Source organism: Rhizobium sp. 10N414, assembly GCF_056394785.1.
In genome coordinates, this window is sequence record NZ_JBFTIN010000001.1 from 24,428 (window position 1) to 47,816 (window position 23,389).

The 23,389-nt window shown below is 60.6% G+C and carries 21 protein-coding genes; 12 read left to right on the plus strand and 9 right to left on the minus strand.

Features of this window, described 5'->3' with window-relative positions; translation table 11 throughout:
* The 4 genes from AC1DE4_RS00155 to AC1DE4_RS00170 are packed head-to-tail and all read right to left on the minus strand — an operon-like array spanning position 1 to position 4,594.
* Positions 1-2,274 (minus strand): chemotaxis protein CheA, encoded by a 2,274-nt coding sequence (locus AC1DE4_RS00155; RefSeq protein ID WP_025660317.1) that lies wholly within the window; start codon positions 2,272-2,274, stop codon positions 1-3.
* A gap of 17 nt (positions 2,275-2,291) precedes the next feature.
* Positions 2,292-2,657, minus strand: a complete 366-nt coding sequence (cheY1, locus tag AC1DE4_RS00160) for a chemotaxis response regulator CheY1 (protein ID WP_007530053.1) — start codon at positions 2,655-2,657, stop codon at positions 2,292-2,294.
* Entirely contained in the window at positions 2,654-2,947 is a 294-nt protein-coding gene (locus tag AC1DE4_RS00165; RefSeq protein ID WP_018859706.1) for an STAS domain-containing protein, read from the minus strand. The genes cheY1 and AC1DE4_RS00165 overlap by 4 nt, the downstream gene beginning before the upstream one ends.
* Before the next feature lie 33 nt (positions 2,948-2,980).
* Entirely contained in the window at positions 2,981-4,594 is a 1,614-nt protein-coding gene (locus AC1DE4_RS00170; RefSeq protein WP_025660318.1) for a globin-coupled sensor protein, read from the minus strand.
* A gap of 646 nt (positions 4,595-5,240) precedes the next feature.
* Between AC1DE4_RS00170 and AC1DE4_RS00175 the strand changes: the two genes are divergently transcribed.
* Positions 5,241-6,662 carry an ArnT family glycosyltransferase gene (locus AC1DE4_RS00175; protein WP_018859709.1) on the plus strand — a complete coding sequence of 474 codons (1,422 nt, stop codon included), beginning with the start codon at positions 5,241-5,243 and terminating at the stop codon, positions 6,660-6,662.
* A 4-nt stretch (positions 6,663-6,666) separates the two neighbouring features.
* Here the strand turns inward: AC1DE4_RS00175 and AC1DE4_RS00180 are convergent, their stop codons facing one another.
* Positions 6,667-6,972: a helix-turn-helix transcriptional regulator gene (locus tag AC1DE4_RS00180; protein ID WP_018859710.1), complete on the minus strand. Its 306-nt coding sequence runs from the start codon at positions 6,970-6,972 to the stop codon at positions 6,667-6,669.
* A 34-nt stretch (positions 6,973-7,006) separates the two neighbouring features.
* On the opposite strand from AC1DE4_RS00180, the gene ybaL reads away from it, so the two are divergent.
* From ybaL to AC1DE4_RS00220, 8 genes are all read left to right on the plus strand, one after another.
* Positions 7,007-8,815 (plus strand): YbaL family putative K(+) efflux transporter, encoded by a 1,809-nt coding sequence (ybaL, locus tag AC1DE4_RS00185; protein WP_025660319.1) that lies wholly within the window; start codon positions 7,007-7,009, stop codon positions 8,813-8,815.
* 54 nt (positions 8,816-8,869) lie between these two features.
* Positions 8,870-9,250 carry a hypothetical protein gene (locus AC1DE4_RS00190; RefSeq protein WP_025660320.1) on the plus strand — a complete coding sequence of 127 codons (381 nt, stop codon included), beginning with the start codon at positions 8,870-8,872 and terminating at the stop codon, positions 9,248-9,250.
* Positions 9,251-9,342: 92 nt separating this feature from the next.
* On the plus strand, positions 9,343-11,898 hold the full coding sequence (gene secD / locus AC1DE4_RS00195) for a protein translocase subunit SecD (protein ID WP_025660321.1): 2,556 nt from the start codon (positions 9,343-9,345) through the stop codon (positions 11,896-11,898).
* 87 nt (positions 11,899-11,985) lie between these two features.
* Complete coding sequence (locus tag AC1DE4_RS00200; RefSeq protein ID WP_477879384.1) at positions 11,986-12,426, plus strand: hypothetical protein; 441 nt, start codon at positions 11,986-11,988, stop codon at positions 12,424-12,426.
* A 4-nt stretch (positions 12,427-12,430) separates the two neighbouring features.
* Positions 12,431-14,053, plus strand: coding sequence for a VOC family protein (locus tag AC1DE4_RS00205; protein WP_025660323.1), 1,623 nt, complete (start codon positions 12,431-12,433; stop codon positions 14,051-14,053).
* A 665-nt stretch (positions 14,054-14,718) separates the two neighbouring features.
* Complete coding sequence (locus tag AC1DE4_RS00210; RefSeq protein WP_025660324.1) at positions 14,719-15,636, plus strand: glycosyltransferase family 2 protein; 918 nt, start codon at positions 14,719-14,721, stop codon at positions 15,634-15,636.
* A gap of 67 nt (positions 15,637-15,703) precedes the next feature.
* Positions 15,704-17,194, plus strand: a complete 1,491-nt coding sequence (locus AC1DE4_RS00215; RefSeq protein WP_477879386.1) for a lipopolysaccharide biosynthesis protein — start codon at positions 15,704-15,706, stop codon at positions 17,192-17,194.
* Positions 17,195-17,236: 42 nt separating this feature from the next.
* Positions 17,237-18,256, plus strand: coding sequence for a polysaccharide pyruvyl transferase family protein (locus AC1DE4_RS00220; RefSeq protein ID WP_025660326.1), 1,020 nt, complete (start codon positions 17,237-17,239; stop codon positions 18,254-18,256).
* A 7-nt stretch (positions 18,257-18,263) separates the two neighbouring features.
* Here the strand turns inward: AC1DE4_RS00220 and AC1DE4_RS00225 are convergent, their stop codons facing one another.
* Together AC1DE4_RS00225 and AC1DE4_RS00230 are read right to left on the minus strand one after the other, a co-directional pair.
* On the minus strand, positions 18,264-19,160 hold the full coding sequence (locus AC1DE4_RS00225) for a DMT family transporter (protein WP_477879388.1): 897 nt from the start codon (positions 19,158-19,160) through the stop codon (positions 18,264-18,266).
* Positions 19,161-19,309: 149 nt separating this feature from the next.
* Positions 19,310-19,738: an OsmC family protein gene (locus tag AC1DE4_RS00230; RefSeq protein WP_025660328.1), complete on the minus strand. Its 429-nt coding sequence runs from the start codon at positions 19,736-19,738 to the stop codon at positions 19,310-19,312.
* Positions 19,739-19,974: 236 nt separating this feature from the next.
* Here AC1DE4_RS00230 and AC1DE4_RS00235 point away from each other — a divergent pair, with 236 nt between their 5' ends.
* On the plus strand, positions 19,975-20,181 hold the full coding sequence (locus AC1DE4_RS00235) for a hypothetical protein (protein ID WP_018117010.1): 207 nt from the start codon (positions 19,975-19,977) through the stop codon (positions 20,179-20,181).
* Between the two features lie 111 nt (positions 20,182-20,292).
* On the opposite strand, the gene AC1DE4_RS00240 is transcribed toward AC1DE4_RS00235, so the two are convergent.
* On the minus strand, positions 20,293-20,697 hold the full coding sequence (locus AC1DE4_RS00240; RefSeq protein WP_018117009.1) for a heme-copper oxidase family protein: 405 nt from the start codon (positions 20,695-20,697) through the stop codon (positions 20,293-20,295).
* A gap of 242 nt (positions 20,698-20,939) precedes the next feature.
* Between AC1DE4_RS00240 and AC1DE4_RS00245 the strand changes: the two genes are divergently transcribed.
* Both AC1DE4_RS00245 and AC1DE4_RS00250 read left to right on the plus strand, forming a co-directional pair.
* Positions 20,940-21,173, plus strand: a complete 234-nt coding sequence (locus tag AC1DE4_RS00245) for a hypothetical protein (protein WP_025660329.1) — start codon at positions 20,940-20,942, stop codon at positions 21,171-21,173.
* Positions 21,174-21,377: 204 nt separating this feature from the next.
* Positions 21,378-22,028, plus strand: coding sequence for a glutathione S-transferase family protein (locus tag AC1DE4_RS00250; protein WP_025660330.1), 651 nt, complete (start codon positions 21,378-21,380; stop codon positions 22,026-22,028).
* Positions 22,029-22,498: 470 nt separating this feature from the next.
* Here the strand turns inward: AC1DE4_RS00250 and AC1DE4_RS00255 are convergent, their stop codons facing one another.
* The gene (locus AC1DE4_RS00255; RefSeq protein WP_198021155.1) at positions 22,499-22,666 is read right to left on the minus strand and encodes a hypothetical protein; all 168 of its coding nucleotides are present in this window, start codon (positions 22,664-22,666) and stop codon (positions 22,499-22,501) included.
* Between the last annotated feature and the right edge of the window lie 723 nt (positions 22,667-23,389).

The following is a 23,389-nucleotide window of genomic DNA, read 5'->3' on the forward strand; positions in this document are numbered from 1 at the left end:
TTACCCCACAGCTGCCAGCGACACTTCCTGCCTCAACGCCTGACCGCGGGAAGCTCCCACGACCGCGTCGACATCCAGGATGAGAGCCACGCGACCGTCGCCGAGGATGGTCGCCGCAGCGATACCCGGAACGTGCGTGTAGTTCGCCTCAAGGCTCTTGATGACGACCTGGCGCTGCCCCTGGATCGCATCGACCATGAGCGCGCGCTGACCGCCGCCTTCCGATTCGACGAGAAGAGCGACTCCTTCGACAGGATTAGCCTGCGTGGCACGGAAGTTCAGGATGCGACCGACATCGACCAGCGGGCAGAAGCTGTTACGGATCGAGATCAGGCGATGGTTTGCACCAAAGGAATGAATCGCGGCGGCTTCCGGTTGCAGCGTCTCAACGATCGCCGTCAACGGGACAACCAGCGTCTGGCCGGCAACCGTGACGACCATGCCGTCGAGAACGGCAAGGGTCAGCGGCAGGCTCATCGTGAAGACGGAGCCCTGCCCAGGCTTCGAGGTGATGTTGATGCGGCCGCCGAGCGCCTGAATCGAGCGCTTGACGACGTCCATGCCGACGCCGCGACCGGAAATGTCGGAAATCTTGTCGGCGGTGGAGAAGCCCGGCAAGAAGATCAGGTTGTCGATTTCTTCGTCGGTCAGGTTGGCGTCAGCCGGGATCAGCTCGTTGGCGATGGCCTTCTGCTTGACCTTCTCGCGGTTGATGCCGGCGCCGTCATCGGCGAGCTCGATCAGGATGCGGCCGGAGCGGTGCTTCGCCGTCAGGCGAACCGTGCCTTCGACGTTCTTGCCGGCGGCGGCGCGCTTTTCGGGCGTTTCGATACCGTGGTCAACGGCGTTGCGGATCATGTGCGTCAGCGGCTCGGCCAGCTTGTCGATGACCGTCTTGTCGACTTCGGTGTTTTCACCTTCGGTGATCAGGCGAATCGTCTTGCCCGTCATGTCGGCGATTTCGCGAACGATGCGCGACATGCGCTGGAAGACCGGCTTTACCGGCTGGGCGCGGATCGCCATGACCGAATCCTGGATCTCGCGGGTGAGCTGCTGCAGCTCCTCGAGGCCCATGTTGATGGATGACGTTCCGGTCGTGTCGTTTTCGATGACGCTCTGCGAAAGCATCGCCTGGTTGATGACGAGCTCGCCGACGAGGTTGATCAGGCGATCGACGCGGTCGAGATCGACGCGGATGGTCTGACCAGCGCCGGCAGCGGCGTTGTTCTGGGCGGCGACAGCTGCACTTGCGGCAGCGGCGGCAGCCGATTCCTTCTTCTCGACACGAGCAGCGGCGGCGGCCATCTGCGTGACGTTGGAAGCAGTCTCGGCGGCAGTAACCGCAGCGGCCACGTCGGCCTTCGGCTGCTCGGCCGGTGCCTCGGTCGCGCCATCATCGAGGATCGACAGGTCGAAGGGCACTGGGATCATCGGCAGTTCTTCGGCGTCGGGGGCAGTCACCTTTTCCTCGCCTGCGGTGATCTGCAGGTCGCAATCCCACTCGGCAAATTCGAAGACCGTGCGGATCGCATCTTCGCCCTTGTCTGTCTTGAGCGTGATGTTCCAATAGAAGTAGGCAGCTTCCGCATCGAGCTCGTCGAGACCCGGCAGCGCATCCATGTTGCAGTAGACGCTCATCTCGCCGAGGCGGGAGAGATCGCGCAGCAGCAAGGTCGCGTCGTTGCCTTTGGAATAGAGGTCCGAACGCGGCTTGAAGGTGATTTCGTAAGTCGGCAGATCGGAGCCGACCTCTTCCTCGCCGCTGAAATCGTCGAAGGAGAAGGGGATCGGCTGGAAGCCGCTGTCATCGGTCGGCTTGGGGGCCGGAGTGGCGGCGACAGGCGCTGGCTTAGCCACCGGAGCTTCCACGCCAGCGGACGGGGTAGGCAGCTCGCCGTTGGCGAGCGCTTCCAGTTCCTTCACCAGACCGCGGCTGCGGCTTTCATCAACGCTGCCGCCGTCGCGGGCGGCATTGGTCAGGTCGGCCAGCACGTCAGCCGACTTCAACATGACCTTCAGGACATCCTGTGTCGGCTCAAGCTTGTTGGAACGAACGCAATCAAGTGTGGTCTCGAAGACATGCGCGAAAGCGACGAGATCATCCAGACCGAAGGCGCCAGCGCCACCCTTGATCGAATGGACGGCACGGAACACCGCATTGACGGTTTCCGGATCGCGATCGCCATCATTCATTTTCAGAAGACCGGATTCCAGTTCGGCGAGCTGCTCCTCGCACTCCTGGAAGAAGATCTCTTTGATTTCGTTCATATCCATAGGAGAAAATCCTGGGTTTAAGCGGTTACACGCTCAATGGCATCGATCAGCTTGGCAGGGTCGAAAGGCTTGACGATCCAGCCGGTGGCGCCGGCCTGGCGCGCGCGGTTCTTCTTTTCCGCATCGCTTTCGGTCGTCAGGACCAGGATCGGGATCGCACGATACTTGTCGTTGCGGCGAACGCCCTCGATAAAGCCGAAACCGTCAAGGCGCGGCATGTTGATGTCGGTGACGATGACATCAGGATTGGATTCTTCCAGAACCTCGAGGCCCTCGACGCCGTCTTCAGCCTGGATCGTCTCGAAGCCCGCATTGTTGAGGGTCACGAGAAGCATGTTCCTTATGGTCCGTGAATCATCCACGGTAAGCACTTTTTTCTTCATTGCCGGATCTCCTTGGCGAGCAGATGGATATCGACACCAATCAGCTGCATGGTTTTCTGAAATGCGTCCGAAACCTTGCTGAACGTGAAGGCGAGCTTGTCCTGGTCCCAGGTCTTGGCGGCTGCCATCAGGACCTGCGCGCTCAGGGCTCCGACGCGTTCGACCGCGGACGCGTCGATGGCCAGATCATTGCCGCGCAACGAGACGAGCTTGTCGCGAAGCATGGTTGCTTCGTTCAGATCAAGCACCGCTGACAGGTTCAGCGTTTTCCCAGTTTTCCTTGCCGCCATCAGCTCTTCCTTGTCTCCTCATATACCGGTCCGTTAGTAAACAATCCGCCCTCCGGCCGAGGCGACCGGCTGCACAAATCCGAAGTCCTCGTCGTCAGCCACGACATCGGCGGTCCGCCTGATGCCGATCGCCGGGGAGAACACCGGCGGGGGGCGCGCGGGCTCGGCGTTCTGCCGGGCAATACGAAACTCGCGGATTGTTTGGCCGAGTTCGACGATGACACTGTGCAGGTAGTCGGCGCCTTCGGCTGAACGCGATGCGGAAGCCGCGTTATCGGTCATCTGGGCGCCGAGGCCCTTCACGTCAGCTGTCACGATATCGAGGTTCGCAGCGTGTTCGCTGGCCTGATTAGCGACCATCGCGATCGCCGTGTTGATCTCACTGACCTGGCGAACGATGCTGCCAATCGAATCCTGCGTACGTCCAACCATCTGGACGCCGGCATCCACCTGCGACTTGGTGGTGCTCACTAGCGTCTTTATCTCGCGCGCCGCGTCCGCCGAGCGTTGCGCTAGCGCACGTACTTCCTGCGCGACCACGGCAAAACCACGTCCGGAATCGCCGGCGCGCGCGGCTTCGATGCCAGCATTCAGCGCCAGCAGATTGGTTTGGAAAGCAATCTCGTCGATTGCGCCGATGATTTGTCCGATCCGCTCGGCAGACTGTTCGATCTCCGCCATCGCAGCAATCGCGCGCCCGACAACCTGGCCGCTTTCTTCGGCCGCGGCGCGGGTCGTGGCCGCCGCCTGCTCGGCAGCCCGGCTACCCGCGGCGCCGTGGCGAACGCTTTCCGACAGATCGGCAAGCGCAGCTGCAGAGGAGAGCAACTGCTGGGCATGAACGGACGCGTTTCCGGCGAATTGCTTCGACGCATCGCCAAGCGTCTGGACGGAGGTTCCGGCAACCGCCGTCTTTTCGGCGATCGCCTGAAATTCGGCCTGGACTGCATCGAGCGCACCGTTGAGCGCCTGCGCGATATCCCGATGGGCGCCGTCTTCCTCGATGGTCGCACGAACCGTGAGGTCGCGCGTGGCAAGGCCATTGATAACATCGGCGAATACGCGTGCGACGTCCGCCTTGTCACTGGCGCGCTGATCGGCAAGCGCACGCTGCTGGGTGGCCCGCAAGGCATTGAAACGCAAGGATACGGCAATCTCGACATCCACCATCACGAGGCGAATGATCGCCGACATGAGGTCGGAGATTTCCTTGGCCCGACGACGGCTGCTCGGCAGGAAGGAGCGACCGGCCAACTCGGTTGCGAGGCCGCCGATGATATGCTCGAGAACAACGCCATGACCCGCGACATGCCAGCGCGGGTCGAGACCCATCTTGCTTTCGGAATCAGACAGAACCTTCACACGCTCGGCATAAAGGCTGTCAAAGCGCGCATCGGTCAGAACATCCCAGTGGGAGGCCTGCAGGTCGTGGAGGCGCTCGACCTGACGTTCGCTCTCGAAATTCCGCGCCGCGTCTGGAAACGATTGAAAACGCTGAAAAAGGTCACGCAGACCGGCGGTCAGATGCTGCTGAAGGTCGAGACGGTGGCGCCGGACCAAATCACAGTGTTCGGCGTCGAGACCGGCAAAGCGCAGCCTCTCACGCAAGCTGCCTGCCTGCGCTCCTCGAGCCTGATCTGATGGCATTTCCTGCCCCAACACCTGTCCCCAACCACATGCCGGGCGCTTGCCCGTCATTAAACTATTGCTCCGCGCAGCGTGCACGCTGCTGATTGGTGGCTTGCCTCGGCTGCAGCCGGCGGCGTGAAGCCTCCCGATCAGTCGATTCTGCTTCGGAGCTGCTTGATGAGATGGATTCCGGATCGACCGGTACGGCGGTGCGGCGTCATGCCTGGTGGGAACGAGTAAGCTTTCCCATTCCGACGTGTCATGCAATGTTTATGGTTAATTCCTTGCCTGAAGGTTAATGCGTATTTTATGAATGTCGACTTTCCAGCAGGCCCCAATAACCATCTATGAATTACTGGGCTTGCGTTGCGGCGCTGCTACAGTCCTAGGCAAGCTTTGTGGTATATGCCCAGAAATAACCGTGACATGACGTCAGAAGGATTGGGCAATGATTGTTTTCGGATTGGGGTCGTGCGTTCTTTCGACCGCTGTTCTCGCAGCCGTTGCGCTGCTTGACCGTATCGAAGCGACCCGCAGTCAGGTTGCCCTGCGCGTCCTTTAAAATTCCACAACCAGATTGTAACGAGTGGTCAAACGCACCGGCATGCCGGTGCGTTAATCTTTGGCTTTACTGCGGTATTTGAGTTCAGCGGGAATTGCATTCATGTCTGCCAGACTTGGTCTCCTCATCGTTCTTGGCGTGACGCTCTGGCGAGTCATCACCCTCCATTTCGACACGACCGATCTGTTCGTCGACGAGGCGCAATACTGGTTCTGGTCGCAGAATCTCGATTTCGGCTACTACTCGAAGCCGCCGATGATCGCCTGGGTCATTCGAGCCATGACGGAGCTTGCAGGATCGACGTCGATCTACTGGATCAGGGTGAGCGGACCGCTGATCTACATGGCGACCGCGATCATGCTGATGAAGACGGCCAACCGCTTTGTCGGACCGAGGATTGAAGGGTGGACCGGCGCGACCTTCATCACCCTGCCCGGCGTTGCCCTGTCATCTGTGTTCTTCTCGACCGATGTCGTGCTTCTCTTTTTCCTGACGATGGCACTATGGGCCTATTTCGGCCTGACCGAGAAGCGTTCCGTCGGCCTCTCCATCCTCATGGGATTTGCCGTCGGCTGCGCCTTCCTCTCGAAATACGCGATCCTCTTTGTCGTTCCCGGCGGGTTGATCGCGCTCATTCTGCTTCCGAGCGCACGCATCGCCTGGCGCGATTTTTTCACAGCCGTCATCGTTGCGCTTGTCGTTGCTGCGCCAAATCTCTGGTGGAATCTTGCCCATGACGGAACAACGGTCCGTCACACCACCAACATCGCGCATTGGAGCAAGCTCGGCGTCAATGTGGCCGGCGGCCTGGAATTCTTCGCGGCGCAATTCGGCGTCGTCGGGCCGATCGTATTCTCCGCGATGCTCTGGGCCGTTGTCCGCGCACTCAAGGGCAAGAGCGAGCCTAGGGAAAAGCTGCTGATCTGGCTGTCTATCCCTGTCGTTGTGCTGATCACCTTCCAGGCGCTGGTGGCCAAGGCTTATGCCAACTGGGGCGTGACGGCCTATATCGCGGGAACGATCCTTGCCGTGTGGTTGCTTGACCGCCTCTGGCCCAAGGGCCTGCGCCTGTCGCTTGCCATAAATGGCACGGCGAGTTTTCTGTTTCCTCTTGCCGCGATCTTTGCGCACCAGCTGGTGCTGCCGAACGGCAGCGAGATCATGAAGCGCTATCTCGGCCGTAGCGCGATCAGCCGCGAGGCTGGCGAGCTGGCGCGGCAGTCCGGCACCTCGATCATTGTCAGCGACAGCCGCGATCTCCTGGCGGACATGTTCCACACGCTGAGGAACGATCCTGTCCGTATCTACGCGCAGCCGCCCGTCGACGCGCCTGACAACTATTACGAGCAGACCTTTGCGCTGCCGAGCGACGTTGCAGACGACGTGCTTTTTGTGACGACACACCCGGTCGAGTGCGCCCAAACGCCTGAGCTGGTCCGCAGCTGGCAGCCGACGGAAGGCTACTACCGCGGCAAGACTATCTTTTCCTACAGGATTTCGCCGGCCTGCCTGACCGGCAAATAGGACCTCACTTCGGGGTAGACGGGAGGCCAAGGCATGTTCCCGTCCCCTCCACCTCCACAAACACGACGCCCCCTCGCTCGAAGGCGAGACGCAACTGCGCCTCGGTTGCACGATGGATATCGTGATGCTTTCCTTCGTAGTCACGGATGGTGCTGCGCGACACGGCGGCCTGTTCCGCGAGGTCGAGCTGCGTCCAGCCAAGCAATCCGCGAGCGGCCCGGCACAATGCCGGGGTCAGAATTGTTTCCTTTGCACCTTGACCCATAATGTCAAACCACCCATATTGGTTGATATAGGCCATATATGTCATGTTTTAAACGGGATTTCCAGTTCGGGAGAGAATGATGCCGCACGATACGCCTTTGATTTCGACAATCGTCGGAGGCCTCGTGCTTGCGTTCATTCTCGGCACGCTCGCCCACAGGCTCCGAATGCCGCCTCTGGTCGGCTATCTCGTCGCAGGCGTTCTCGCCGGCCCGCATACGCCGGGCTTTGTTGCCGACCAAAGCCTTGCGCCTGAACTGGCCGAGATCGGCGTCATCCTGCTGATGTTCGGCGTCGGACTGCACTTCTCCCTGAAAGACCTCCTCTCCGTTCGCGGCATTGCGGTACCCGGCGCCATCGTGCAGATTGGATTTGCCACGCTACTCGGCTGGGGACTGGGGGCGCTCATGGGATGGCCGACGGGAGGGAGCCTTGTCTTCGGACTCGCTCTTTCCGTCGCTTCGACAGTCGTCCTCTTGAAGGCACTGCAGGAGCGACGGCTGATCGATAGCGATCGCGGCAGGATCGCGGTCGGTTGGTTGATCGTCGAGGACCTCGCAATGGTCCTGGCGCTCGTTCTGATCCCGGCAGCCGCCAGCATCGGCGGTGGAGAGCATGCGACGGCAGAGCCGCTTTCAGCCGCGATCAGCCGGCTCCTCGGCCTCGACCTTGGCATGGGCGGCATCATCGTCATGACCCTGGTCAAGGTCGTGATATTCGTCGGGGTGATGCTGGTTTTCGGGGGCCGCCTCATTCCCTGGACGATGCACCGCATCGCGCACACTGGATCCCGCGAACTGTTCCGCCTCGGCGTGCTTGCGATCGCGCTCGGCGTTGCCTTCGGTGCCTCGAAGCTGTTTGGCGTGTCGCTGGCGCTCGGCGCCTTCTTTGCCGGCATGGTTCTGGCCGAGAGCGAACTCAGCCAGCGCGCCGCCCAGGAAAGCTTGCCGCTCCGCGATGCCTTCACGGTCCTCTTCTTCGTCTCGGTCGGCATGCTGTTCGATCCGAACATCCTGATCGATAAACCGCTGCCAGTGTTGGCCACCGTTCTCATTATCGTGGTCGGCAAGTCGATCGCCGCCTTCCTGATCGTACGACTGTTCCGCAAACCTGTCGGCACGGCGCTGACGATTTCGGCGAGCCTTGGGCAGATCGGCGAATTCTCCTTCATCCTGGCCGCACTCGGCGTCTCGCTCGGTCTGCTGCCCGAGGAGGGGCGCGACCTCATCCTTGCCGGCGCGCTGATCTCGATCATCCTCAACCCTCTGCTGTTCTACGCCTGCGATCGGTTGCGCCGCGTGCTGGAGCGGACAAAGCGCGAAGAGCCGATAGCGACGAATGTGCCAGAGCCGGCTAAAGAGCCCGAGCCAGAGGAAGAGGAGAACAGGCAGCCGACGGCGCTTCGCGGGCATGCAATCATTGTCGGTTACGGCCGTGTCGGCAGCATCGTCGGTCAAAACCTCAAATCATCGGGCACGCCCTTCCTTGTCATCGAGGACTCGAGCAACCGCATCGGCGAACTGCGGGATCAGGGGATCGAAGCGATCAGCGGCAATGCCGCCTCGCGCGAGCTGCTCGACCTCGCAAACATCGCCGGCGCCCGCAGTCTCGTCATCGCCATCCCCAACGCATTCGAGGCGTGCAGGGTTGCCGACCAAGGGCGCACCATCAACCCTTCGCTCCTGATCGTCGCCCGCGCGCATTCCGACGCCGAAGTGGATGAATTGCTGGAGTACGGTGCAGACACTGTTATCATGGGCGAACGCGAAATCGCCATGGGCATGGTTGACCGGCTCGCCCAAGTGCATCATGACAGTGTGCGCTATGAAGATGAGGCCGACACTGCTACAATTGCAGTCGAGGACACGCCTTCTCCCGATAAAGAATGAGAGACTTTTGCGCCGTTGAGCCGGTACGAGGTTGAAAATCCAGATGATCACGAGATGAGGCTCGACGCACGCCGCATGGGCAGTCGTGTTGCGATCTCGCTGGTCATTGCCGTCTTCGCCTATCTTGGCCTTCTGTTCGGCGGCAATCTGGTCATCGTCCCCAGCCGCGGTGCGAACTCGGTCTCCTCGTCCGCCAAGGACGGCCAGCCGCTGCAGCTGAGCGCTCGCGATACCGTCCGCGGCATTTTGACCGCCGAGCGCAAGGCGGCTCCCAAACATGTCCCTTACGACCCCGGCGCAGCAGCCATTGGCGCGACGCCTGATATCGAGCTCCGCCTTGGCGGTGAGCAGCCCCTCGCAACCTTCCATCCCGCGCTTCGCGCCGCCGATGCGAGGGCTTACGACTCGCACGGCCCGCCTGCGGCCTCGGCATGAATGCGCGCCGGTCCGGCGCTTTCCATTGCTTTCAAGACACGCCGCCAGCGCGAGGAGCGCAGGCTCAAGCGTTATCAAGGATAAACAACAACATGCGTAATTCACCATGGCTGGTGTTCACCTATACGGTGATCATTTTCCTCGGCATTCTGATCGCTCTGCCGAACGCACTGCCGCAATCCACCCTCGCGCGTCTGCCCTCGTGGCTGCCGCATAACCAGGTTTCGCTCGGTCTCGACCTTCGCGGGGGCTCGCACCTCGTTCTCGAAGTTGACGAAGCGGACCTGACCCGCGAGCGCCTGCAGTCGCTCCTGCAGGATGCCCGCCGCGTCCTTCGCGAGAAGAACATCCAGACGAAATCAGTCGTTCGCAATCAGAACCAGATCGTCGTGACCCTGACGGATACGGCACAGACGGACGATGCGGTCACACAGCTGAAGACGCTCGGCAATGCGATTGCCACCGGCCTCAGCGCCGGCCAGTCCGATCTCTCGGTTACGACCAGCGGCAGCAATATCCTCGTCGCCTTCTCGCCGGCCGGCATTGCAGCCAATGTCGATTCCGCGGTCCAGCAGAGCCTTGAAGTCATTCGCCAGCGCGTCGACCAGGTCGGCGTCGCCGAACCGACGATCCAGCGCATCGGCGGAAACCGCGTGCTCGTGCAGCTCCCGGGCGCACAGGACCCGTCTCGCCTTCGCCAGCTTCTCGGCTCGACCGCGAAGATGTCCTTCCACATGCTTTCTCCGAACAACGCTCCGGGACCGGGCGTGACGATGCTGAAGGATGAGCAGGGCAACAGCTTTGCAGTTCTCGACCGCGTCGAGATTTCGGGTGACCGTCTTTCGGATGCGCGCGTCAGCTTCGATCCGAATACGCATGAGCCCGTCGTCAGCTTCCGCTTCGACAGCGCCGGCGCAACCCGATTCGCCGACATCACCCGTCAGAACGTCGGCAATCCGTTCGCCATCGTTCTCGACGACAAGGTGCTGAGCGCACCTGTCATCCGCGAACCGATCACCGGCGGCTCCGGCCAGATTTCGGGCAACTTCTCGGCTGACAGCGCAACAACGCTCGCCGCCATGCTGCGCGCCGGCGCCCTGCCTGCCAAGCTGACCGTCATCGAAGAACGCACCGTCGGTGCCGACCTCGGCGCGGACGCTATCCGCATGGGTATCTATTCGGGTCTCGTCGGCTTCGCGCTTGTCGCAGCCTTCATTTTCATCCTGTATGGCACGTGGGGCTTCCTCGCGAACTTCGCGCTGCTCATCCACACGATCCTGACCTTCTCGGCCCTGACGCTTGTCGGAGCAACGCTGACGCTGCCAGGTATCGCGGGTGTCGTCCTCGGTATCGGTCTTGCGGTCGACGCGAACGTTCTCATCAACGAGCGCATCCGCGAAGAGACGCGCAAGGGCAAGAGCGCGTTCGCTGCCATCGATACCGGCTTCCGCCGCGCTTATTCGACGATTATCGACGGCAACATGACGGCGCTGATCGCAGCGGCCATCCTGTTCTGGTTCGGCACCGGCCCGGTCCGTGGCTTCGCTGTGACCATGGCGCTTGGCCTGATCATCTCGATGTTCACGTCTGTCGCCTTTGTTCGCGTCACGATGATCGAGATCACACGCCGTCGTAAGCTGAAGGTCCTGAACATCAAGCCGATGATCCCGATGATGTTCAACCCTTACGGCCGCCATATCCAGTTCATGAAGGCTCGCTTCTTCGGCGTGACGGTCTCGGCGCTTCTGTCGATCGCCTCGGTCGTCCTCTTCATCCATCCGGGTCTCAACTACGGCGTCGACTTCCGCGGCGGGATCCAGATGTCGGTCAAGACGCAGGAGGCCGCCGATCTCGGCCGCTTCCGCGAAGGCTTGAACAGCCTTGGCCTCGGCGAAGTCTCCCTCCAGACCTACGGCGACAACAACACCATGGCGGTGCGTGCGCAGCGTCAGGAAGGTGGGGAAGAAGCCCAGACGGCAGCCGTTGAAAAGCTGAAGGCCGAGATCGTCAAGATCGACCCGTCGGCAACCGTTACCGGCACCGATGTCATCGGTCCGAAGGTCAGCGGCGAGCTCGCCTGGGCCGGCATTCTGTCGGTCGTCATCGCAAGCTTGGCGATGCTTTTCTACATCTGGTATCGCTTCGAATGGCCATTCGCTGTCGGCGCTATCGTCACGCTTATCCTCGACGTGACCAAGGCGATCGGTTTCTTCGCGCTGACCGGCCTCGACTTCAACCTGACAGCCATCGCAGCCATCCTGACGCTCGTCGGCTATTCGGTGAACGACAAGGTCGTGGTCTATGACCGCATGCGTGAAAACATGCGCCTCTACAAGTCGATGCCGCTGCGCGAGATCATCGACCGGTCGATCAACGAGACGCTCGCACGAAGCCTCTACACCAACGCGACGGCGTTTCTTGCCTTGCTGCCGATGGCGATCTGGGGCGGCAGCGCGGTCTCAAGCTTCGCGATCCCGATGGTCTTCGGCATTCTCGTTGCCGGCGCGTCGTCGGTCTTCATCGCAGCACCGATCCTGCTCTTCCTCGGCGACTGGCGTCGTCGCCACGGCAAGGCCATTGCTGCGGCCGAGCCAGAAGCAGAAATCATCCCTCCGGAAGAGGGCCAGCCGCGCAAGACCGCCGGCTGAGTGCTAGTGAGATGAAACGAAATGAGGGCGCCGGTTGCGGAACCGGCGCCCTCTTTCTATTCTCGCCCGACTGGGAGGTTCTGCAGCATGTCGTCCGAGCAACCGATTGAATCGACTGAAAACGAGGAGCGCATTCGGCGCTTCCTGGCAATCGCCTCGCACGATCTGCAATCGCCGCCGCGAGACATCGCGATGTACGCGGAAATCCTGCTCGACGACTTGGCCGGCAAGCTTGACGGCGACCAGTTGAAGAGCCGGGCCTGGTACCGACCCCACCTATCAGGACAAGATCTTCGACGCCTTCTGGAAGCTGCCGCAGGCAGGGCGACCCGCCGGCGCGGGGCTTGGCCTCACGGCCGCGCGAGAAAAACCTGCGCGCGCTCGATGGCAGCATCCACCTGCATGCTCAAGCCGCCGACCCTTCAGCAATTCCGCGAAGTGTTGGACGGACTGGACAGTTTGAATTTGCAGGCGCGTGGAGATAGCTTAGTTCTTTATGCGGACCTTCGAGGCAAACCCCAATTATAACGGCATGACGTTTATACTTGCACTAATGCTGGCGATGGCGACGCCTCCCAATCCATCCGGACTGTATTCAATGGTATCTGGCATCCATCACGTGACCCTCCTGACCCGAAAGGTGCAGGCAAACGTGGATTTCTACGCGGGTTTTCTCGGCATGCGGCTGGTCAAGCAGACCGCCGGATTCGAAGACGCCACGCAGCTTCATCTCTTCTACGGGGACGGCGTTGGCAGCCCCGGCTCGTTGGTGACCTTCCTTGTATGGGAAGACGGTTCACCCGGCCGCGTCGGCCACAGCCAGATCGGTGAGCTGTCGCTTGCGATCGATCCATCGAGCATCGGCTATTGGCTCACCCGCTGCATGAGTTTCGGACTTCGCTCTGAAGGCCCGGCCGATGAGTTTGGCGAACCTGTGCTGCGGCTGAAGGACCCCGACAATATCATCGTCAAGCTCGCCGGCGCCCGTGATCTGAAGTCGCCCGCTACCTGGGACGGCGCGGGCGTTCCGGTCGAACACGCCATTCAGCGGGTACGCGGCGTCACCATGCTCACCGAGAAACCGGCCGAAAGCCGTGACTTCGCGGAGCGTCATTTCGGCTACCGCTTCCAGGAAACGCGCGGCAATATCGACCGGCTTGTCTCGGAATCGGGCGATATTGTCGACATCAGGAATGCCCAGGGATTCTGGTCCGGCGCGCCCGGTACCGGGACGGCCGATCACGTCGCCTTCCGCGCCGTAGACGAGAAGCAACTTCACAAGGTGCACGATGCCCTGAAGGAAAGCGGCGCGTCGGCGACGAACCTGCACGATCGCAAGTATTTCGAATCGCTCTATGCCCGCGAGCCAGGCGGCACACTGATCGAATTGGCGACAGACAAGCCCGGCATGATGGTGGACGAGCCGCGGGCCACGCTCGGCACCAAGCTTTTCGTTCCCAAGGACCCAATCACCGATCTCAAGGATCTGAAGGTCGTACTGCCGCAATTTTCGATGCCCGGCGAGCCCCGCATCAACTACCGCGACCTGCCCTTCGTGCACCGCTTTTATACGCCGCCGGATCCTGACGGCAGCGTCTTCGTGCTGTTGCACGGCTCAGGCGGCAACGAAACGACGTTGATGCCCCTGCTGCACGAGGCTGCCCCGCGTGCCACGCTGCTTGGCGTGCGCGGACGGGCGACGGAGGAAGGCATTCCGCGCTGGTACAAGCGCATCACGCCGTTCTCCTTCGACCAGGACGATATCAAGAACGAAGCCGAGGCCTTTGCCGCCTTCATCGAGGGAGCCGTATCGTCCTACGGCCTGGATCCGAAGAAGATCGTCTATGTCGGCTATTCCAACGGCGCGAACCTGCTCAACTCGCTCCTCTATCTGCATCCGAATTTGGTGCACAAGGCTGTGCTGTTGCGCTCCATGCCGGTCCTGAAGGATTATCCGCACGCCGATCTCAAAGGCACGGATCTCTTGGTCATCAGCGGCAAGACGGATGCTTACGGCAAATATGCCAGCGACCTCGAAACCCGGCTGAAACAATCGGGAGCGACCGTCGACTCTGATGTCATCGCCGGCGGACACGATCTCGGCGACGCTGATGTTTCGATCATCCAGAAATGGCTGGCACAGCAGATCAACTAGCTCGGAAGGGCTTTTTCGCAGGGGCGGCACCGGCCCTGCGTTCCCCTGCATTCATGCACCGACGCGCGCGGACACGCCTGCAATTCCGTCCTTTTGCGGCGTTCGGAAGCAACGTTTCAAAGCAAAGACAAACAAGCCTTCACAAACTCGCGCTTGACGATAGCGAACAAAGGTCTGCTGTTCCCGACGGTTGTACCTTTCTGCTTCGTGCTAAACGTCAACAATGAACGCCACTGCGCAAAGGCCCTCGGTTATTTGTTATTCATGAAGACGTGCCCGTCTCTTTTCCAGAAATTGAAAGCAATGCCATGACTGTTTGCAACACTTATACGGTGTAAATATATTTCGACGCTGCTGTATTTTTTTATACAATATACGTCGACATCTTTACATATCTTTTCTCAATTTGATCATACTATATATTTTTGAAACTAGAATTATGAATTTCTACGAATTATTTCCACTTACATTGTCCCCAGAATTCAGCATTTATCTTTTAAATCTATATTTAGATTGTCTTAAGCGATACAGAAGGCAAGAAATTACCACATTCGTCTGCGAACTGCTCCAACTGTTCTATTTTGCTGCAGCGCAAAATGCTCCTTGCCGAAGCGGGGTCCCAGCCCTATCCTCGCCTCGACATCGATCGCAGAAGGGGAATTTGCATGCCTCCTCGGCCCGTGGACATCAGCCTGATCATCTCGTCGAGAAATCGGGCCTATGGACTAACGAACTGCCTGGATGCCGTTTCTATTGCCGCCCGCCAGGCAGACTATCTGAGACTTGAACTGGTCTTCGTGGACAATGGCTCCACGGACGAGACGTCGGACGTCGTCCGCCAATGGGCGTCGACCGCGCCGATCAAGACCAACTTGATCTATGAAGCGAAACCCGGCCTCGCCATCGCCCGCAACACGGGCCTCAACGCCGCGAGAGGCCGTGTCCTCGCCTTTACCGACGACGACTGTGAGATTTTCCCCGACTATTTCAGCACGCTCGCAGCGCTTTTCAGCTCGGATACCGAGATGGTCATGCGCGGCGGGCGGATCGAGCTCGGCGACACACGCGACCTGCCGGTCACGATCAAGCCCGAGATGGAACCTGCGGTATTGAGCAGCGAGCTGCATGCCGGCGGCTTCATTCATGGCGCGAACATGGCGTTTCCCCATGGGCTGGTCGAGAAGATCGGCTTTTTCGATACTCGCTTCGGGGCGGGCTCCCCTTTCCGCTCCGGTGAGGACACCGACTACGTGCACCGCGCCTTCAATGCCGGCGTGCGTGTCGAATATCTGCCGGATTTTGCCGTCAAACACTTCCATGGACGGCGTGAACTCGCGGATATCAAACGTCTCCAGACCGGCTACGCCTTCGGCAACGGAGCGCTGTACGCCAAATATCTCTTCGATCGCCGCTCGAACATGCGCGGCATGCTGCGCTGGGAAATCCGCCAGGCGCTCATGGAGGCCATCGGGCGCCGAAAACTCAACGAGGAACTTGGCCTGACCTACCGCAGCCAGCTTCGTGACAACCTGACCGGCATGCTCGCTTACTGGCGAGCGCCGAAGGCAAAGCAGCCCGCCTGAGGTTTCGCTTCGCCGCCAACAGAATCACCGCGCGACTCTTCGCGAGCCAAATTCGATTGGACAATGCATGGCCGATACGGCAATTGCGCACGCCGAGCTTAAGAAGAAAACCGCACTTTCCGTCCTCTGGTCGGTCATTCGCGTGGCCTGGAGCACAATCGCGACCTTCGTGATCTTCGTCATCCTCGCACGCATTCTCGGGCCCGGCGATTTCGGTACCTTCGCGCTTGCGAGCCTCTTCGTGGAAATCGGCCGCGTGCTTGCCTATGCAGGCCTCGGCGATGCGGTCACGCGCCAGCTTGATCTCGACGAGGAGCTTGCCGATACCGCCTTCTGGGCGACGATCGCCTTCAGCGCCATCGTTGCCTCGCTGGTGTTCTTCTTCGCGCCCTACTACGGCGATCTGGTGCGCGATCCATCGGTTTCAGGCATTCTGCGCTGGCTGGCACCACTGCTTCCGATTTCGTCGCTGGCCGTCATCCACAATGCGCGCCTTGCCCGTGAATTCGGCCACAAGAGCCTCGCCGGGCAGGCAATCGCCGCCAGCCTGCTCTCAGGCATTACCGCAGTCGTCTGCGCCTTTCTCGGCTGGGGCGTCTGTGCGCTCGTTGCGCAGACCGCGGTCAACGCCGCCGTGACCGTGCTCCTCGGCTGGTTCTACTATCCCTGGATGCCGAAGTTTCGCTTCAATGTGCCGATGTTCCGGTCCGTTTTCCTCTTCAGCATCAGCCTTGTCGTGACCCAGCTGATGTGGATGCTGCTCGCCCGCGTGCAGGATATCTTCATTTCGCGCTGGTTCGGCCCGGTCGAAGTCGGCCGCTATCGCATTGCCTGGCGGCTGATCGAGCTGATCGGCCAAGCGGTGCTGGCCCCGATCGGCAGCGTATCGCTCGTCACGCTGTCGCGCCTGCAGAACGACCACACGGCCTTCCGCAACGCCTACAACAAGATCGTCGGTGCAGCCGCGCTCGGAACCATCCCGCTGCTGCTCGGCTTCGGCGCCCTGTCGAACGACATGATCGCGCTGCTCTTCGGCAACAAGTGGGGCAATGCCGGCGATATCGCCACCGTCCTCGTGCTGATGGCGGTTCCCTTCGTCACGAACTTCTTTGCCTCGTCGGCGCTCTCGGCCGTCAACCGGGCGGAATCGATCCTGTCCGTCGCCGCCCTGCAGCTCGTGACGACGCTGATCCTCACCTGGCTGCTCGTCCCCTACGGCGTTGTCGCCGTTGCTGCGGGCTATACGCTGCGTGCCTGGCTGACGATGCCCTATCAGCAATATGTGCTTCAGCGATACGCGCATATCGACGCCAAAAGCACGCTGAAGGCCGTCGCCCTGCCCTTCTGCGGCGCGACACTGATGGCCGTCTGCGTGTGGTTCGCGCATCCGGTCATCGTAGAGCACATTCAAAACCGCTGGCTCGCGCTTGGCCTTAGCATCGGCCTGGGCGGACTGATTTACCTGGCGTTCCTGCCGATCTTCGGCCGCTCGGTCATCCGCCCTTACATCGCGCTTGCCATGTCCCTCAACCCATTCCGCAAACAGGCCGAAGCCTAGCCGCTTGCATGGACCCGAGTGTCCGTAAACAAGGAGCATTTCATGGAATCCAATATTACGATCATCAACCGCCTGCAGGGCGTGATCGCCAATTGCCTTTCCGACCTCTTTGATCCGTCCGAGCGTTTTGCGCTTCTCGACTTCCCGAACCACTACAATATTGGCGACAGCGCCATCTGGCTCGGCGAGCTTGCCTATTTCGACAAGAAACGTACGCGCCCGACCTACGTGACCGAGATCCCGACCTATGATGAAGACCGGATGCTCGGCGCGATCAGCAGCGGTCGCATTTTCCTGCACGGCGGCGGCAATTTCGGTGACATCTGGGCCGGCTACCGCCAGTTCCGCGAAGGCCTGCTCGACAAGCACAAGGGCCGCCCGATCGTCCAGATGCCGCAGACGATCCATTTCAAGGAGCAGGCAAATGTCGACAGCACCGCGCGTGCGATCGAGCGCCACGGTCAGTTCACGCTTCTCGTTCGCGACCAGCGAAGCCTGGAATTTGCCCAGCGCTGGTTCCAGTGCGAAACGCGGCTTTGCCCGGACATGGCCTTCTGCATCGGTCCGGTCACTCGACCGACGCCGCAGCACGAGCTGCTGCTCAATCTGCGTGAGGACCAGGAAGTCGGCACCGCACAGGACCTGACGGCAGCAACCTTGCGTCCGGGTACCGTGAAATCGGACTGGCCCGACGAGCCTGCCGATTTCCAGCGCCAGACGAAGCACGCCGCGATCCTGAAGGGCCTTCTGACCGGCCGTATCGGCGGCCGCGCGCGGATGACGGAGCTTGCCTATCGCGAACGGGCGCAGCAGCGTTTCGACCGTGGCGTCGCCCTGCTGAGCTCGGCGCGCCAGGTCATCACCGATCGCATGCACGGGCATATCATGTGCGTGCTCTTGGGCGCCGATCACTGCGTTCTCGACAACAGCTACGGCAAGACGAGCAGCTTCATCGAGGCCTGGGGCACCTGCAACAGCGACAAGGCGGAGCTTGCCTCAACGGTCGACGAGGCGCTCGCCATCCTCGATGCGCGTCGCGTCGCCCGTGCGGCCGCCGCCTGATTTGAGATCAGCCTCGCCGGGCAACCAGAATCCCGGCGAGCACCACTGCCCCGCCGATCGCCTGCATCGGGCCGATCGGTTCGCTGAGCAGAACCCAGGCGAGGATTGCCGCCACGACCGGCTGCAGCAGCAGCGTCAGTGAGGAGAAGGCGGCCGGCAGATAGGCGAGCGCATAGGCAATCGCCACCTGCCCGCCCGCGTGGCTGACGAAGGCAAGACCGAAGATGATCGCCCAGCCATAGGCCGTCGGCGGTAGCATGTGGCCTTCGTAGAAGAAGCCGATCGGGAAGATGCAGACAGCAGCCGACGCCGTGCTCCAGAGCATGATGCGGACCGTATCGAACCGGCTGCGCAGCTTGCCGATTGCCAGGATGTAGCCGGCATAGAAGACGGCTGCGATGACCGCGACGCCATCGCCGCTGAGGTCGCCATTGCCAAGCGCCGCAGGACCGCCCTTCAGGACAACCACGCCAGAAAGCGCCAATACCAGCCCGAGAACGAAGACACGGGTAACGACTGCGCCGAAAAACAGAAGCCCGATCACCGTGACAAAGACGGGAGCCAGATTGGCAAGCAGCGTCGCATTGGCCACCGACGTCATGGTGATGGAGAGGTGCCAGGCCGCGAGATCCATGGCGAGCAGGACACCCGGCACGACCAGCAGGGCATAGTCGGATAGCTTTTCAGGCTTCGAGCCGGCATCCTTGCCCTTCGCAAGCGAGAATATGAAGATCGGGATCAGCGCCAGGGCGACGCGCCAGAAGGCCGTCGCCATCGGCCCGACTTCCGACAGCCGCACGAAGATCGGCGAGCCGCCGATCGCCGCGCCGCCGAGGATCAGGGCGGCGAGGGGAAAACGGTTGGATGCGGGGGTTTCTGCGACGGTGGAAGCGGCCTGCGACATTAGCTCTCGATGCGTTCTGACCGCCCGACGACCGGCGGCGAGCAACGGACCTATCAGAAGCGATGGTGTCGTGATAGCCGAGGAGCGACAGGGGCAGGCAAAAGCGCAATCTTATTGCCCGCCGATGCGAATTTGCAGCACCGAGCCTATCAGCCGGAAATGACGGTCGAGAATTCAGGCGCCCCGCGAATTGTGTTGCTGACCGTGCAGATTTCTTCCGCCGCATGGGCGATCTTCAGGCGCGTCTCTTCATCGAGGTCGCCCTTGATCGAGAAGGCGATGTTGAATGTCTGGACACGCGACGGGCCTTCGCTTGCCTTCTCGCCAGTAACGTCGGCCGTGATCTCCGTGATCCGGTCGAGCATGCCCATCTGGCTTGCGGCAATGCGCGCGCTCAGGACCAGGCAGGCTGACAGCGACGCATAGAGGAGGTCGAGCGGATTGAAGCCAGGTTGCGAGGTGCCGGTGACGATATCGAGCTCACCCTTGGTGGCCGAGGTGACATGTGGAAAGCCGGTGCGACCAAGAACGGCGGTTGCTCCAACGGGACGGGGACGAGCCTTGAGATCGGCGGCCATGAGAAAATCCTTTGGTGATGACAGCCTGTGCTAGATAAGGATTTTGATTGCCCGCGGCAATGCGCTTCAGCTCCGGCGAAGGGGCGGAAACAGACCACTCGGGTGATTCGGTCGACTCCAATCCGTCCGCTCGTCAACCTCAGTTTCCCATCCCGATTTCTAAGGATAGCCCCAGGTCAGCTTCAAAGTGCAATATAAGCTTGCACTAAAACAGAAACGACTCAATGGAGTTATCCATGCGAACACTTGCGGCTGTTCCTGATGCACCCAGCGTCGTCCTCGATGCCGAACCCTTCGGCTATGTCAGAAAAGTCTACCTCGACGACGAAGCCTGCTGGGGCCTGTTCGATTCCGATGGCGATGTGATCTTCGTCGGCGATGCTGCCGGCGATTGCCACGAATACGCGGCGAAGGAACAGATCCGCATTCAGATCGTCCATTGAAACTCTAGGCAACGGGCTCGCAATTAAAGCGACATCGATGTCCGGCGACGAGATGCGCTGGGCGGAGTGCCAGGCAGGGCGGCTACCCTGCCAGACGCTGCATTGGACAGATCAGCGATATGACGGCGCCGGCGGTGTGAGTACCACCTTTTCGCTGGAGAAGATGATGAAAGCGAACAGCAACACGCCGACGAAGGTGATGACCGACGCGAGAGCGACGATCGGCTCCATGGCCGTATTGCCCTGAAGCATGAGATAGAGCGCCGGCACCATGAGCGCGATGCCTGCCGTGTAGACGTAATACTGGATCATCGCGAGACGCTTCTCGGCCTTCTGAGGATTGAGGGCGTGGTAGCCGCCAAAGATCGCCATCGTCACCCAACCCAAGAGATTACAGTGCGCATGGGCGCCGATCACGCTGTGATCCTGCGAGATCGCCATGTTCAGCCCCATGAGGATGCCGATAATCAGAAATATGACTGCCGTCCTGAAGTATAGCTGCGATATGCGTGGCATAGAGTATCCCCCTCCGTTTGCGCTGACAGTATTATCATTCCGCAATAGAATTGAGAACGGCGGCCGTCCGAGATTTAACCTTCTGAGGACCATTTTGTTACCGTTGCGGGAGACCGCTACGCGCCGCAACACTCCCCGCCCATCGCATCGGCATTTCACCCCTGTAGATTGGCAAATTCTTAAGCATTTCCTTAAACACATTTCGACTATTCTGCCTCGTCGGCACATTCGTGGAGAGCGAGATGAGAGACATTTACAAACCCTTCGTCGCCACTGATGACCCCGACCGGGACATCCGCTGCCAGGACGCGCTGCAGTTCGCCTTCCGCGATCTCGTCGCGGCATCGGTCGATGCGGGCTGGAGCGAGCACGAAGCGCTCGAGGCGATCGCTACGCTTGCGGACGACGGCCTCCGGCGGATCGGCGCCAATGATGACGCCCAGACGCTGCTCGATGTGCTGCGAAGGATGGCTTAGTCGAAGCAGGCAAGGCGCCCTTCGCGATGTGGGCGTTTGCGGCCTGTGCGGAAGAAACGGCTAGCATAAGTCGAAAGCTGCCCCCTCGCGCCAGCAAGAATCCTTCCCCTATTTGAACCAACCGCGAGGACTATCTTGAACATTGGGTGTCGGAATCTCGTTTAGCCGGTCGTCTTCAAGACAGACACGCTATGGAGAACAACAATGGCCATCACCATTACCGCCTTTGAACGGTCGCCCGATCGTGGCAGGGGTTTGGCGCGCGACATGCGCGTTCGCTGGGCGCTCGAAGAAGTGAACCAGCCTTACGACGTTCGTCTTCTTTCGTTCAAAGCGATGAAGGAACCCGCGCATCTCGCGGTCCAACCTTTCGGGCAGATTCCGACCTATGAGGAGGGCGATCTCGCCTTGTTCGAATCGGGGGCGATCGTGCTGCATATCGCGGAGCGCCATGCGGGCCTCCTGCCTGACGATACAAATGGTCGGGCACGCGCGATCGAATGGATGTTTGCCGCGCTGAACACGATAGAGCCGCCGATCGTCGATAGAGAAGTTGCCAGATTCCTGGAGGGCGACCAGCCCTGGTACGAGCAACGCCTGCCCATGATTGACAAACGCATTCGCAAGCGACTGAGCGAACTTTCCGATCGGCTTGGCGATGCCGACTGGCTCGACGGGAACTTCAGTGCCGCCGACATCCTCATGGTGACGGTACTGCGCAGATTGGAAGGATTGGGCATGCTGGACGCATACCCGATCCTTTCCGCCTATGTCGCCCGCGGCAAAGCGCGGCCGGCCTTCAAGCGTGCCTTCGACGCCCAGTTGGCGGTTTTCACAGCAGCATCGGCTGACTGAGAAAGGATCTACTTTGGGCCGTGCCTACCACCACGCCTCAGCACGTGAGCCGGGCGACGGTAAAGGCGGAGGCTGATGACCTGCGTCAGTTGGCGGCCAGCAAGCCATCGGCGGTGAGCGTTCTCTATCAGGCCGGGTCAGCGACGACGGGCCTGGGCGACGAGTGAGATGTCAATCTCGGTTTCAGCGATCCAGGAGCAGTCAACGGCAATATCGACATGGGTCCTGGCCGCGACACACTCTACACAGAGGGCAGGCAGATCACGAGTCCCGTCAATATGGGCGACGGCGCCGATTGGGCCGCAGTCACGGGAGGCACCCCTGTCGTCGAATTTCGCGGCAGGAGCCGGTGCGGACCAACTCATTTGGGCCGGCGGCAAACGAGTTCCGGCCAGGCAATGCCATCGTAAGATACCGATTGGCACCGGACGTCCTTCAGCACGGTGGCGATCGTCTCAATCACGTCGTCATCAGTGAAGGTCAAGGCTGAGTTGCTGGCCTTTGATTACAGGCAGAGGGCGGCCGATATCGATCTGGCCGAAAACGCGTTTGCGGCGCTCGGCATCGCGCTCCCGCTCCGCCCGGCTTGCGGCGACGGCAGCAAGGGCATTCGCGATAACCTGTTCAGTATGGGTCATGAGAACCTCCATAGGAATGTTCCTATTTTGTTCTCATTTTGCGACAGCGTCAAGGGGCGTATTCACGCCGTGCAAGGTACCGCTCCACCGGCGCCACACAAAGACAATTTCGCCGTCAAGTGTTCGTTCGCATGCGCCAGATGGGGTGGTAGATTGTTTCTCTACACGAGTTCAACCGCTGCAGGGAGAAACCGATGCGCAGACTTCGGATGCTTATACTGATAGGGTTCGCCGCGTTTGCTTCGGCCTGCACAACAACTCCGCAAAGTTCAAATCGCGGAGATTTTCAGTATCAACCGCGGTATTCCGTGAATCCCGCCTGTGCACATGGCTTCAGACCGACAAACGCGTTGTCGTGCGGTTACTGACCGGGGCTGGGCCAATTGAGGGCGAACGAGGCGCTCAAGCGTCCTGCGTTCGCCTTCGTAGGCCAGCCTAGCTGCACGCTGTGCCAAAGAGGTTTCCCTGCGGGTGGCCTTACGACTGGTGCGTCACGGCTGTGGAGAAGCCAATGATCTTCGTGGCAGCCGGAGGTACCGCATCCACACCGCGATTTTCCTTAACCGCATGACCCAAACGGGTCATGCGGTTGTATTGTCTCAACACTAAAATCCGGTCCGTTAGAGGGGGGGACGGGGTCTGCCGCAGCCGGTGGACGAATGGTGAGGCGTTTTGTCGTCTGTCGGTGGGAGGAAGTGGGTCGCCATCGCAACGACTGACAGA

Coding starts and splice junctions, on each gene's coding strand:
- AC1DE4_RS00190 (WP_025660320.1), top strand. CDS start 8,870: ATGAGGCTCGACGCACGCCGCATGGGCAGTCGTGTTGCGATCTCGCTG.
- AC1DE4_RS00225 (WP_477879388.1), bottom strand. CDS start 19,160: ATGTCGCAGGCCGCTTCCACCGTCGCAGAAACCCCCGCATCCAACCGT.
- AC1DE4_RS00200 (WP_477879384.1), top strand. CDS start 11,986: ATGTCGTCCGAGCAACCGATTGAATCGACTGAAAACGAGGAGCGCATT.
- AC1DE4_RS00155 (WP_025660317.1), bottom strand. CDS start 2,274: ATGGATATGAACGAAATCAAAGAGATCTTCTTCCAGGAGTGCGAGGAG.
- AC1DE4_RS00245 (WP_025660329.1), top strand. CDS start 20,940: ATGAGAGACATTTACAAACCCTTCGTCGCCACTGATGACCCCGACCGG.
- AC1DE4_RS00215 (WP_477879386.1), top strand. CDS start 15,704: ATGGCCGATACGGCAATTGCGCACGCCGAGCTTAAGAAGAAAACCGCA.
- AC1DE4_RS00235 (WP_018117010.1), top strand. CDS start 19,975: ATGCGAACACTTGCGGCTGTTCCTGATGCACCCAGCGTCGTCCTCGAT.
- AC1DE4_RS00255 (WP_198021155.1), bottom strand. CDS start 22,666: ATGACCCATACTGAACAGGTTATCGCGAATGCCCTTGCTGCCGTCGCC.
- cheY1 (WP_007530053.1), bottom strand. CDS start 2,657: ATGAAGAAAAAAGTGCTTACCGTGGATGATTCACGGACCATAAGGAAC.
- AC1DE4_RS00250 (WP_025660330.1), top strand. CDS start 21,378: ATGGCCATCACCATTACCGCCTTTGAACGGTCGCCCGATCGTGGCAGG.
- AC1DE4_RS00210 (WP_025660324.1), top strand. CDS start 14,719: ATGCCTCCTCGGCCCGTGGACATCAGCCTGATCATCTCGTCGAGAAAT.
- AC1DE4_RS00220 (WP_025660326.1), top strand. CDS start 17,237: ATGGAATCCAATATTACGATCATCAACCGCCTGCAGGGCGTGATCGCC.
- AC1DE4_RS00180 (WP_018859710.1), bottom strand. CDS start 6,972: ATGACATATATGGCCTATATCAACCAATATGGGTGGTTTGACATTATG.
- AC1DE4_RS00165 (WP_018859706.1), bottom strand. CDS start 2,947: ATGGCGGCAAGGAAAACTGGGAAAACGCTGAACCTGTCAGCGGTGCTT.
- AC1DE4_RS00230 (WP_025660328.1), bottom strand. CDS start 19,738: ATGGCCGCCGATCTCAAGGCTCGTCCCCGTCCCGTTGGAGCAACCGCC.
- secD (WP_025660321.1), top strand. CDS start 9,343: ATGCGTAATTCACCATGGCTGGTGTTCACCTATACGGTGATCATTTTC.
- AC1DE4_RS00240 (WP_018117009.1), bottom strand. CDS start 20,697: ATGCCACGCATATCGCAGCTATACTTCAGGACGGCAGTCATATTTCTG.
- AC1DE4_RS00175 (WP_018859709.1), top strand. CDS start 5,241: ATGTCTGCCAGACTTGGTCTCCTCATCGTTCTTGGCGTGACGCTCTGG.
- ybaL (WP_025660319.1), top strand. CDS start 7,007: ATGCCGCACGATACGCCTTTGATTTCGACAATCGTCGGAGGCCTCGTG.
- AC1DE4_RS00205 (WP_025660323.1), top strand. CDS start 12,431: ATGACGTTTATACTTGCACTAATGCTGGCGATGGCGACGCCTCCCAAT.
- AC1DE4_RS00170 (WP_025660318.1), bottom strand. CDS start 4,594: ATGCCATCAGATCAGGCTCGAGGAGCGCAGGCAGGCAGCTTGCGTGAG.